The organism is Pantoea sp. X-Soil-YNGN-775, assembly GCF_059730575.1.
The window spans coordinates 3,843,899-3,854,664 of sequence record NZ_AP035945.1 but is presented as its reverse complement, the minus strand read 5'-3'; the positions used below and the strand labels follow the sequence as shown (position 1 = coordinate 3,854,664).

At 58.2% G+C, this 10,766-nt stretch carries 10 protein-coding genes; 7 read left to right on the top strand and 3 right to left on the bottom strand.

The window, feature by feature from the left end; genetic code table 11:
* A complete protein-coding gene (locus tag AC6I8I_RS18160) occupies positions 1 to 1,017 on the bottom strand; it encodes a hydrolase (RefSeq protein ID WP_312054401.1) in 1,017 nt (338 codons plus the stop codon).
* Positions 1,018 to 1,077: 60 nt separating this feature from the next.
* Here AC6I8I_RS18160 and AC6I8I_RS18155 point away from each other — a divergent pair, with 60 nt between their 5' ends.
* The gene (locus AC6I8I_RS18155; protein ID WP_312054402.1) at positions 1,078 to 1,680 is read left to right on the top strand and encodes a LysE family translocator; all 603 of its coding nucleotides are present in this window, start codon (positions 1,078 to 1,080) and stop codon (positions 1,678 to 1,680) included.
* A gap of 1 nt (position 1,681) precedes the next feature.
* On the opposite strand, the gene AC6I8I_RS18150 is transcribed toward AC6I8I_RS18155, so the two are convergent.
* Positions 1,682 to 2,662, bottom strand: coding sequence for a LacI family DNA-binding transcriptional regulator (locus tag AC6I8I_RS18150; RefSeq protein ID WP_312054404.1), 981 nt, complete (start codon positions 2,660 to 2,662; stop codon positions 1,682 to 1,684).
* Between the two features lie 237 nt (positions 2,663 to 2,899).
* On the opposite strand from AC6I8I_RS18150, the gene tauA reads away from it, so the two are divergent.
* From tauA to tauD, 4 genes are read left to right on the top strand one after another with little or no spacing between them, the layout of a single operon-like run.
* Entirely contained in the window at positions 2,900 to 3,880 is a 981-nt protein-coding gene (gene tauA / locus AC6I8I_RS18145) for a taurine ABC transporter substrate-binding protein (RefSeq protein ID WP_312054405.1), read from the top strand.
* A 9-nt stretch (positions 3,881 to 3,889) separates the two neighbouring features.
* Positions 3,890 to 4,657: a taurine ABC transporter ATP-binding subunit gene (gene tauB, locus AC6I8I_RS18140; RefSeq protein WP_031376811.1), complete on the top strand. Its 768-nt coding sequence runs from the start codon at positions 3,890 to 3,892 to the stop codon at positions 4,655 to 4,657.
* Positions 4,654 to 5,481 carry a taurine ABC transporter permease TauC gene (gene tauC / locus AC6I8I_RS18135; RefSeq protein ID WP_312054406.1) on the top strand — a complete coding sequence of 276 codons (828 nt, stop codon included), beginning with the start codon at positions 4,654 to 4,656 and terminating at the stop codon, positions 5,479 to 5,481. The genes tauB and tauC overlap by 4 nt, the downstream gene beginning before the upstream one ends.
* Positions 5,478 to 6,317, top strand: coding sequence for a taurine dioxygenase (gene tauD / locus AC6I8I_RS18130; RefSeq protein ID WP_312054407.1), 840 nt, complete (start codon positions 5,478 to 5,480; stop codon positions 6,315 to 6,317). Before tauC ends, tauD begins: the two co-directional genes overlap by 4 nt.
* 52 nt (positions 6,318 to 6,369) lie before the next feature.
* Here the strand turns inward: tauD and AC6I8I_RS18125 are convergent, their stop codons facing one another.
* Positions 6,370 to 8,274 carry an ABC transporter ATP-binding protein gene (locus tag AC6I8I_RS18125; RefSeq protein ID WP_312054409.1) on the bottom strand — a complete coding sequence of 635 codons (1,905 nt, stop codon included), beginning with the start codon at positions 8,272 to 8,274 and terminating at the stop codon, positions 6,370 to 6,372.
* 112 nt (positions 8,275 to 8,386) lie between these two features.
* Here AC6I8I_RS18125 and kefG point away from each other — a divergent pair, with 112 nt between their 5' ends.
* Positions 8,387 to 8,938 (top strand): glutathione-regulated potassium-efflux system ancillary protein KefG, encoded by a 552-nt coding sequence (gene kefG / locus AC6I8I_RS18120; RefSeq protein ID WP_312054411.1) that lies wholly within the window; start codon positions 8,387 to 8,389, stop codon positions 8,936 to 8,938.
* Positions 8,939 to 10,744: a glutathione-regulated potassium-efflux system protein KefB gene (gene kefB / locus AC6I8I_RS18115; protein ID WP_312054413.1), complete on the top strand. Its 1,806-nt coding sequence runs from the start codon at positions 8,939 to 8,941 to the stop codon at positions 10,742 to 10,744.
* Positions 10,745 to 10,766 lie beyond the last annotated feature (22 nt).

Sequence of the window (10,766 nt, the reverse complement as noted above, 5' to 3'; positions counted from 1 at the left end):
TTAGGTTTCCAGAAAAGGGGCAATCCACTGGGGTATGCGCTGTTCAAGCCACATTTCGGGCTGGCGCAACGTCCCGCCGACAAAGCCAACGTGACCGCCGTGCGGCGTCAGTTGATAAGTAATAGTGGCAGATAATTGGCTGCTGTGCGGTATCACTTCATCACTCATGAACGGGTCATCTTTGGCATGAATGATCAGCAGCGGCTTATCGACCTGTTTCAGCCACGGCAGGGCGCTGGCGCGCTGATAATAGTCAGCCGCATCGCTGAAACCGTGGGCGCGGGCGGTGATTGCGTCATCAAAGTCGCGCAGCCGGCGTAGCGCTTTAAGCTGCGCCAGGTTCACCGGCAACGTTTCCGGCCAGGCGTGCAGTTTGCGCCGGGCATTCTTCTTCAGCTGCGCCAGTAAATAGTATTGATAAAAGCGTGAAAAGCCGCGCTCCAGCTTGAGGCTGCACGGCGCCAGCAGCAGCGGCGCGGAGACGATGACGCCCGCATCAACCGGCACAGCGGATCCCTGCTGGCCCAGCAGGCAGCCCAGCATGTTGCCGCCCAGCGAAAAACCCACCGCCACGGTCGGTACCCGGCCCCAGCGGGTTTGCAACCAGTGCAAAAAATAGCGCGCATCTTCGGTTTCGCCGGAGTGATAGATGCGGTTCAGCCGGTTAGGTTCGCCGCTACATCCGCGAAAATGCATCACCACCGCCAGCCAGCCGCGTGCGCGACAGATCGCCATCAGGCCGTGAATATAGGGACTGTGGAAACTGCCCTCCAGTCCGTGAAACAACACCACCCGCGGTTTGTGCTGCGCCAGCTGCGGATCTTCACTCCAGGCGAGATCGACAAAATCGCCATCGGGCAGATCGAGACGCTGCCACCAGGGATCGAGGTTGATCTGCCGCCGCAGCAGGCGTGGCAGCACCGTTTGCAGATGGGCATTACGCATGCCGGCCAGCGGCGTAAAATCCCCGGCTTCCGGCCCGCTAAATTTCATGTTGTAAAAGCTTGTCTGTTCCATATCACACTGTTAGCTTCGATAGGTTTTTTGCTTGCTGGGGGTGAGGAGCACCCGATTGCCATGGAACTGAGTCTTTTCTTGTCGATGTTGGGATTTCTATGGGTCGCCGCAATCACGCCAGGCCCTAATAATATGTTACTTACCGCGGGCGGCGCCAATTTTGGCTTTGTGCGGACCCTTCCCCTGATGATTGGCATCATGATCGGCATGCAGGTGATGCTGCTGATGGTGGCGTTTGGCGTTGGTGGACTGATTCTGCTCTATCCTTCGCTGCATCTGGTGCTGAAAATTGCCGGCAGCCTCTACCTGCTGTGGCTGGCATGGAAAATTGCCACCGCCAGCTACGAAAAGCTGGAAACCGACCGGGTAGCAGAGTCGCCCATGCCGTTCTGGCAGGGCGGGTTGTTGCAGCTGATCAATCCCAAAGCCTGGCTGATGGCGCTAGGGGCGGTCGCCAGCTTTAGCCTGGCGGGCGACGCCTATCGACAATCAGTGATGGCGATCAGTCTCGGCATGTTTATCGTCAATCTGGTGTCCGGCCTGATCTGGATGGGATTCGGCGCAATGATTGGCCGCATTTTGCGCAGCCGTCGCGCCTGGAAAATCTTTAATCTCGCTATGGGGCTGCTGACGGCAGCCTGCGTACTGTTGATCTGGCACTGAGTTAACTGGAGGCGCGTTCAACGCGCTTCCACGGCAGGACTTCACGGATCACCGGCGCGTGCGGCTGACGAATTTTCTGCAACAATAGCTGCACGCTGCGCGCCCCGAGCTGATACATCGGTTGTTCGATGGTGGTCAGTGGCGGGTTAAGGCTACCGGTAAATGGAATGCCGTCAAAACCGACCACCGCCAGATCTTCCGGCACGCGCAGCCCCGCTTGCAGCGCGGCATGAATCACCCCCACAGCCAGCACATCCGATACGGCAAAGATCGCATCCGGCGGTTGCGGCATCGCCAGCAATTGCTGCAATGCCTGGCTGCCCGCTTCAGTGGAGATATCGCTGGCGTAGGCGACACCTGACCAGTCCAGTCCCAGCGCGTTTATTGCCTGTTGGTAGCCCTGTTCGCGATGGTGCGAGTAGAGGTAACGCATATCCCCGTTAACCAGCCCGATGCGTTTGCGGCCTTTGCCGGCGAGGTAGTGCACGGTATCGCGCGCCGCGTCGAGATGATCAATGGTGACCGAAGAGGCTGGGATGGCCGGATCGAATTCCGAGCACTGGACCCACGGCGCGCCTGCGATGATATGCTGCAAATCCTGCAGTCCCGACGCCGCATCCATGGTGATCACCCCATCTACCACTTTGCCGGTCAGCAGCGTGAGATAGGCGGCTTCACGCTGTAACTGCGAAGCGGAGTGGCACAGCAGGATGTGATAACCGTGCAGTTCAGCCTCCGCCTCAATCCCCTGTACCACCCGCGAGCAGAAAGGGTTGGTGATGTCTGAAATCAGCACCAGCAGCATGTGGCTTTGCGCCGTGCGCAGCTGTCGGGCTAATAAGTTGGGCTGGTAGTCACAGGCGGCGATAGCCGACAGCACTTTCTCACGCGTATCGGGTTTGACGCCGGGATGGGCGTTGAGAACCCGCGACACCGTGGCTTTAGAGACGCCAGCCAGCTGAGCGACTTTCTCAATCGACATCGAACACAAAGACCTTTTACAAGCAATAAACCGGAACGCATATCAATAGCACAGGCCGAATGTGAGCGCCTGACATTTTTTATGCTGGCGCGGTTTTTCAGCATTTGCGATTTTTAGCTTAGTTTTGCAGATAGTGATCTAAGAACTTATTTCTATTAGGGATAATTTTTAATTCCTTGGTGAAATTATTGCCGCCAGAGACACTGCTGCCATCATAAAAAGGGTGGGGTAGCAATCATGGCAGTCACAGCACGTTTAACGTTTTTAGCCGCAGCCCTGACGCTGCTGGCCTTCAGGGCGGACGCGGTCAATGTCACCGTGGCGTATCAGACTTCTGCCGAGCCGGCTAAGGTGGCGCAGGCGGATAACAGTTTCGCCAAACAGAGTGGCGCCAGCGTCGACTGGCGTAAGTTTGACAGCGGTGCCGGTGTGCTGCGTGCGCTGGCATCGGGCGACGTACAAATCGGCAATATCGGCTCCAGCCCGTTAGCGGTCGCCGCAGCGCAGAAACTGCCCATCGAAGCGTTTTTACTGGCCTCCCAACTCGGTAACTCCGAAGCATTAGTGGTGAAGAAAAACATCACCACACCGCAGGATCTGATTGGTAAGCGCATCGCCGTGCCGTTCATCTCAACCACCCATTACAGTCTGCTGGCGGCGCTGAAACACTGGGGCATCCAGCCGTCACAGGTGCAGCTGGTCAATCTGCAGCCGCCGGCAATTATCGCTGCCTGGCAGCGTGGCGACATTGACGGTGCCTACGTCTGGGCACCTGCGGTCAATGAGCTGGAGAAAAACGGCAAGGTGTTAACCGACTCTGCACAGGTGGGAAGCTGGGGATCGCCGACTCTCGACGTCTGGGTGGTGCGCAAAGACTTTGCCCGGCAGCATCCGGAGATCGTCACCGCCTTTGCCCGCAGCGCACTGGCCGCGCAGCAATCCTATCTCGACAATCCTGATAGCTGGCTGAAGCAGCCCGACAATCTCAGCAAGCTGTCGCGCCTGAGCGGCGTACCGGAAGCGCAGGTGCCCGGCCTGGTAAAAGGCAATACCTACCTGACGGCGCAACAGCAGATTGAACAGCTGGGCAAGCCGGTGAACAAGGCGATTGTCGACACCGCTCAGTTTCTGAAAGCGCAGGGCAGAGTGCCGCAGGCGGATAACGATTACAGCAGTTACGTAACCTCCCGCTTTGTCGAGCCGTTAGCCAAACCTTAAGGAGTCCTCATGCTACGCATCGCTCATCTGAATGCGCGTTATGCCGGGCAACCGGTGTTGCAGGATATCAATCTGCAAATCGATCGCCGTGAACTGCTGGTGGTGCTGGGGCCGTCGGGCTGCGGCAAGACCACGCTGCTCAACCTGGTAGCCGGTTTTTTGCCGGTGGAATCGGGCAGCATCACGCTGGATAACCAGCCGGTCACCGGGCCGGGCGCTGACCGCGGAGTGGTGTTTCAGCATGAAGGCTTACTGCCGTGGCGCAACGTGCTGGATAACGTCGCCTTCGGTTTGCAACTGGCCGGTATGGCGCGTCAGGAGCGTGAAGCTATTGCGCGCCGCTTGATCAGGCAGGTCGGGCTGGAAGGGGCAGAAAAGCGGGCTATCTGGCAGTTATCAGGCGGTCAGCGGCAGCGGGTTGGCATTGCGCGCGCGCTGGCGACCGATCCGCGGCTGCTGCTGCTGGATGAGCCATTTGGTGCGCTCGATGCCTTTACCCGCGAACAGATGCAGACCTTGCTGCTGACGCTGTGGCGCGACAGCGGCAAACAGATCCTGCTGATTACTCACGATATTGAAGAGGCGATTTTCCTCGCCAGCGAACTGATTCTGCTGTCGCCGGGACCCGGACGCATTGTCGAGCGACTGCGACCCGATTTTGGTCAGCGCTTTGCCGACGGTGAGCCGTGCCGCAGCATCAAATCTGATCCGCAGTTTATTGCCCAGCGCGAATATGTGCTGAGCCGGGTGTTTGAGCAACGGGAGGCATTCGCATGAGTGCGTTGATCAACGACAAAACCTTGCCGGTGCGACGCCGGCTGCGCTGGCCATTTTCCACCCGCTTCTCGTTAAGCGTACTGAGCGTATTACTGCTGTTGCTGGTGTGGTGGAGCGTGACCGCGCTGGGGTTAATCGCGCCGCTATTTTTACCGCCGCCGCAGCAGGTATTCAGCAAGCTGTTGCTGATTGCCAGCCCACAGGGATTTATGGACGCCACGCTGTGGCAGCATCTGACGGCCAGCCTGACCCGCATGCTGATCGCGCTGTTTGCCGCCGCTGCTATCGGGATTCCGGTCGGGATTCTGATGGGCCTGAGCCCGGTGGCGCGTGGGCTGCTTGATCCGCTGATTGAACTCTATCGTCCGATCCCACCGCTGGCCTATCTGCCCCTGATGGTGATCTGGTTCGGTATTGGTGAGACCTCGAAAATCCTGCTGATTTACCTGGCCATTTTTGCGCCGGTCACCCTCTCTACCTTAGCCGGGGTGCGCAATGCGCAACAGGTACGCATCCGGGCGGCGCAGTCGCTGGGTGCATCCCGCTGGCAGCTGCTGCGCTGGGTCATTCTGCCGGGCGCACTGCCCGAAATTCTGACCGGGCTGCGCATCGGTCTGGGGGTGGGCTGGTCAACGCTGGTGGCGGCTGAACTGATTGCCGCCACCCGCGGGCTCGGTTTTATGGTGCAGTCGGCTGGGGAGTTTCTCGCCACCGATGTGGTGCTGGCGGGCATCGCGGTCATCGCCTTAATTGCGTTTAGTTTAGAACTCGGCTTACGGGCCCTGCAGCGCCGTCTGACGCCGTGGAATGGAGAACAATCATGAATGAACGTCTGAATTTTCAACCGCTCGGCCCGTATATTGGTGCCCAGGTTTCCAACCTTGATGTTTCACGGCCGCTCAGCGATGCGCAGTTTGAACAGCTCTACCATGGCCTGCTGCGTCATCAGGTGCTGTTTCTGCGTGACCAGGTGATTACACCGGAGCAGCACCGGGCGCTGGCGATCCGCTTCGGCGATCTGCATATTCATCCGGTCTATCCGCACGCCGACGGGGTTGAAGAGATCATCGTGCTGGACACGCACCAGGACAATCCGCCGGATAATGATAACTGGCATACCGACGTGACGTTTATCGAGACGCCACCGGCGATTGCATTGCTGGCATCAAAAGTTTTGCCGGAGGCGGGGGGGGACACGCTGTGGACCAGCGGCATTGCTGCCTATCAGGCGCTCTCGGCACCGTTTAAAACGCTGCTGGCTGGGCTGACCGCCGAACACGATTTTAAAAAGTCTTTTCAGGAATATAAGTACCGTAAAACGGAAGAGGAGCATCAGCGCTGGCAGCAGGCGGTGGCGAAGCATCCGCCGGTGCAGCATCCGGTTATCCGTACGCATCCGGTCAGCGGCAAAAAAGCGCTGTTTGTGAATGAAGGCTTTACCACGCGGATTGTTGATCTGAGCGAGAAAGAGAGTGAAACGCTGCTGAGTTTCCTGTTCAGCCACGTCACTAAGCCGGAATTCCAGGTGCGCTGGCGCTGGCAGCCGAACGATTTGGCTATCTGGGATAACCGGGTTACCCAGCATTATGCTAATGCCGATTACTACCCGGCGCGGCGGATAATGCAGCGGGCAACGGTGCTGGGGGATAAGCCATTTTAAGGCGTAGAGACAGAGGGTTTCTCCCCCGGTGATGGGGGAGAACGTCAGCCGTTTAACTGGCCATCATCTGCTCTAATTTTTCCTGCGCGTCCAGCCAGGCCATCTCGACCTCTTCCAGCGCCGACTTACTTTCCGCCTGACGCTGCAGGGCGGCCGTCAGATCCGCTTTACGGTTCTGCTCATAAATCGCGCTGTCGGCCAGCTGGCTTTCCGCTTCGGCCAGCTGACTTTGCCAGCGGGTCATCTGCTTTTCCAGCTTCTCGATCTCTTTGCGTAGCGGTTGTGTCTGGCTGCGCAACTCCGCGTCCCGACGCTTCTGATCTTTACGTGCCTGAGCGCTGTTGCCATTATCCTGCTTTGGCGGCGCATCCTGTTGCGCCTGCTGCTTCTGCAGATCGCTCAGCCACTGCTGATAATCTTCGAGGTCGCCCTCAAACACATCCACTTTGCCATCATGCACCAGATAGAGATCGTCGGTGGTAGCCCGCAGCAGATGGCGATCGTGCGATACCACCACCAGCGCGCCTTCGAAATCGATCAACGCTTCGGTCAGCGCCTGTCGCATATCCAGATCGAGGTGGTTGGTCGGTTCATCGAGCAGCAGCAGGTTAGGGCGCTGCCAGACGATCAAGGCCAGCACCAGTCGCGCCTTTTCACCGCCTGAGAAGCGTTCGGTGATTTCGCTGACTTTGTCGCCCTGAAAACCGAATCCGCCGAGGTAGTCACGCAGCTGCTGTTCCAGCACGTTGGGCGCGATGCGCGCCAGATGCTGCACCGGTGACTCATCAGCCCGTAAGTACTCCAGCTGATGCTGTGCGAAGTAGCCCAGCTTGATCCCTTTTGCCAGACCAATTTTGCCCTCCATCGCCTCAAGCTCGCCAGCCAGCAGTTTGATCAGGGTCGATTTACCGGCCCCGTTGCGGCCGAGCAAACCGATGCGAGAGCCGGGCACCAGGTTGAGTTTGATCGCGTCGAGAATAATGCGATCGCCATAACCGGCCGTGACTTTTTCCATCTTCAGCAGCGGATTCGGCAGGTTTTCCGGTGCGCGGAAGCTGAAGCTGAATGGGTTATCGACGTGAGCAGGCGCGATCATCTCCATGCGTTCCAGCATTTTGATGCGGCTCTGCGCCTGTTTGGCTTTGGAGGCTTTGGCTCGGAAGCGGTCGATATAGCTCTGTAAGTGCGCCACTTTCTCTTGCTGACTCTCATACAGCGACTGCTGCTGCGCCAGTTTGGCGACGCGCTGCCGCTCAAACGAGGTGTAGTTGCCGGTATATTCGTACATCGCCTGTTGTTCGATGTGCACAATCTTGTCGACCACCGGATCGAGGAAGTCGCGGTCATGGGAGATCAGGATCAGCGTGCCTTCGTAGCTTTTCAGCCAGCGCTCCAGCCAGATTACCGCATCGAGATCGAGGTGGTTGGTCGGTTCATCAAGCAGCAGCAGATCGGAACGGCAGATCAGCGCCTGCGCCAGATTAAGACGCATGCGCCAGCCGCCGGAAAAGTCGCTGACCGGACGCTGCAACTGCTCCTGACTGAAGCCCAGGCCGTGCAGCAGACTGGCGGCGCGCGCATGGATGCTCCACGCCTGCACCGCATCAAGCTTGCCGTGCAGCAGGGCAATGGCATTGCCGTCGTCGCGCTGGTTGGCGTCTGCCAGTTGCGCCTCAAGCTGGCGATACTCACGGTCACCGTCAATCACGTACTCCAGGGCCGGTTTACCCAGCGCTGGCGTCTCCTGATTGACCCAGGCCAGCGCCCAGTTGGACGGAAACGTGACGGAGCCGGCGTCGCTGGTGATCTCACCTTTTAACAGCGACAGCAGCGTGGATTTACCACAGCCGTTTTTACCCACCAGACCGACCTTCTGGCCAGGATTGATGGTGGCGGTGGCGTTATCGAGCAGAACGCGGATGCCGCGGCGAATTTGTAAGGAAGAGAAGACAATCATGTAAGCGCCGTATCGTCAGAATATGTTAATTTACAGGCAACATAATGAGATTTTGCTGCGTCGTGCATGGTAGCGGAAAACCGCGCCAATGACGACGCTTTGGAGGGAAAGGATGTCGCAGCCACCCAAGGTTTTACTGCTTTATGCTCATCCGGAATCGCAGGATTCGATTGCGAATCGGATTTTACTGCAGTCGGCTCAGGCGCTGGACCATGTCACGGTGCACGATCTGTACGCCGCCTACCCGGATTTTTTTATCGATATTCATCACGAGCAACAGCTGCTGCGCGAACATGAGGTGATCATTTTCCAGCATCCGCTCTATACCTACAGCTGCCCGGCGTTGCTGAAAGAGTGGCTGGATCGGGTGCTGTCGCGCGGGTTTGCTAACGGCGTGGATGGCAATGCGCTGGAAGGTAAGTACTGGCGCAGCGTGATCACCACCGGCGAACCGGAAAGCGCCTTTAAACACCATGGTCTGAATCGCTATTCGATGAACGATATTATGCGGCCGTTCGAACTGACGGCGCAGATGTGCCGAATGCACTGGATGCCACCGATGGTCGTCTATTGGGCGCGCCGTCAGAATCCCGATTTAATGAAAAATTATGCCCGTGCCTATGGCGACTGGCTGGCAGCACCGCTGCCGAATGGAGGGGTGTAAATGGAAGGACAAACGCTGCTGACCGCGGGGGTGATCTATCTGGTGGCGGCGGTTCTGCTCGTACCGGTGGCCGCTCGCCTCGGTATCGGTGCAGTTCTGGGCTATCTGGTGGCGGGTATTGCCATTGGACCGTGGGGATTAGGCTTTATCAGCGACGTCGATGAGATCCTGCACTTCTCTGAACTGGGTGTGGTGTTTCTGATGTTTATCATCGGGCTGGAGCTGAACCCGGCCAAGCTTTGGGCACTGCGGCGTTCAATCTTTGGCGTCGGTGCCGCGCAGGTGATCTTCTCTGCCGCAATTCTGGGCGGCCTGTTGTGGCTGACCCACTTTAGCTGGCAGGCGGCGGTGATTGGCGGGATTGGTCTGGCGATGTCCTCCACCGCCATGGCGTTGCAGTTGATGATGGATAAGGGCATGAACCGCAGCGAAGCGGGGCAGCTGGGCTTCTCGGTGTTGCTGTTTCAGGATATCGCGGTTATCCCGGCGCTGGCGCTGATTCCACTGCTGGCAGGCACCGATAGCGGGCATGTCGACTGGATGAAGGTCGGCATGAAGGTGCTGGCGTTTGCCGGCATGCTGGTCGGTGGACGCTATCTGTTGCGGCCGATCTTCCGCTATATCGCAGCATCCGGGGTGCGTGAAGTGTTTACCGCCGCCTCGCTGCTACTGGTGCTGGGCTCGGCGCTGTTTATGGATGCACTTGGCCTGTCGATGGCGCTCGGGACCTTTATCGCCGGTATCCTGCTGGCGGAAAGTGAATATCGCCACGAGCTGGAAGTCGCTATCGATCCGTTTAAAGGGTTACTGCTTGGCCTGTTCTTTATTTCGGTCGGCATGGCGCTTAACCTCGGGGTGCTCTATACCCATATTATTACCATTCTGCTGGGCGTGCTGACGCTGGTGGTGGTCAAAACGCTGGTGCTGTACGTGCTGGCGCGGATTTACGGTTTGCGCAGTTCAGAACGGCAGCAGTTTGCCGGCGTGCTGAGCCAGGGCGGTGAATTTGCCTTTGTGCTGTTTTCCGCTGCCGCCTCTGCGAAGCTGTTCTCTGGCGATCAGCTGCCGATGCTGCTGGTGACAGTAACGCTGTCGATGATGACCACGCCACTACTGATGAAAGGCATCGATCGCCTGCTGGCACGCCGTTTCAACGAGCCGGACGATGAGGCGGAAAAACCGTTTGTCGAAGACGATCAGCCGCAGGTGATTGTGGTGGGCTTTGGTCGCTTTGGCCAGGTGGTGGGGCGTTTACTGATGGCCAACCATAGCCGGATTACCGTGCTGGAGCGCGATATCAGCGTGGTCAGCCTGATGCGGAAATATGGCTATAAGGTTTACTATGGCGATGCGACCGAACTGGAGCTGTTACGCGCCGCCGGGGCTGCCAGTGCGCAGTCGATCGTGATTACCTGTAATGAGCCTGAAGATGCGATGACCATCGTGCATTTATGTCAGCAGCATTTTCCACACCTGCAGATTCTGGCACGCGCCCGTGGCCGTGTTGAAGCGCACGAGTTGTTGCAGGCCGGCGTAACCCAGTTCTCGCGTGAAACCTTCTCCAGTGCGCTGGAGCTGGGACGTAAAACGCTGATATCGCTGGGGGTGCATCCCCATCAGGCGCATCGCGCTCAGCAGCATTTCCGTCGGCTGGATATGCGCATGCTGCGCGAACTGATGCCAAATCTCACCGACAGTGCCCAGGTTTCACGGGTACGTGAGGCGCGGCGGGAACTGGAGGATATCTTCCAGCGCGAAATGCAGCAGGAGAAGCGGCAGCTCGATGGCTGGGACGATGATGAATAACGTGATTAAACAGGCGGGATAT

What these genes read in the sequence shown, in the direction of transcription:
- kefB (WP_312054413.1), top strand. Translation starts at nt 8,939, where the DNA reads ATGGAAGGACAAACGCTGCTGACCGCGGGGGTGATCTATCTGGTGGCG.
- AC6I8I_RS18155 (WP_312054402.1), top strand. Translation starts at nt 1,078, where the DNA reads ATGGAACTGAGTCTTTTCTTGTCGATGTTGGGATTTCTATGGGTCGCC.
- tauB (WP_031376811.1), top strand. Translation starts at nt 3,890, where the DNA reads ATGCTACGCATCGCTCATCTGAATGCGCGTTATGCCGGGCAACCGGTG.
- tauA (WP_312054405.1), top strand. Translation starts at nt 2,900, where the DNA reads ATGGCAGTCACAGCACGTTTAACGTTTTTAGCCGCAGCCCTGACGCTG.
- AC6I8I_RS18160 (WP_312054401.1), bottom strand. Translation starts at nt 1,017, where the DNA reads ATGGAACAGACAAGCTTTTACAACATGAAATTTAGCGGGCCGGAAGCC.
- tauD (WP_312054407.1), top strand. Translation starts at nt 5,478, where the DNA reads ATGAATGAACGTCTGAATTTTCAACCGCTCGGCCCGTATATTGGTGCC.
- AC6I8I_RS18150 (WP_312054404.1), bottom strand. Translation starts at nt 2,662, where the DNA reads ATGTCGATTGAGAAAGTCGCTCAGCTGGCTGGCGTCTCTAAAGCCACG.
- kefG (WP_312054411.1), top strand. Translation starts at nt 8,387, where the DNA reads ATGTCGCAGCCACCCAAGGTTTTACTGCTTTATGCTCATCCGGAATCG.
- AC6I8I_RS18125 (WP_312054409.1), bottom strand. Translation starts at nt 8,274, where the DNA reads ATGATTGTCTTCTCTTCCTTACAAATTCGCCGCGGCATCCGCGTTCTG.
- tauC (WP_312054406.1), top strand. Translation starts at nt 4,654, where the DNA reads ATGAGTGCGTTGATCAACGACAAAACCTTGCCGGTGCGACGCCGGCTG.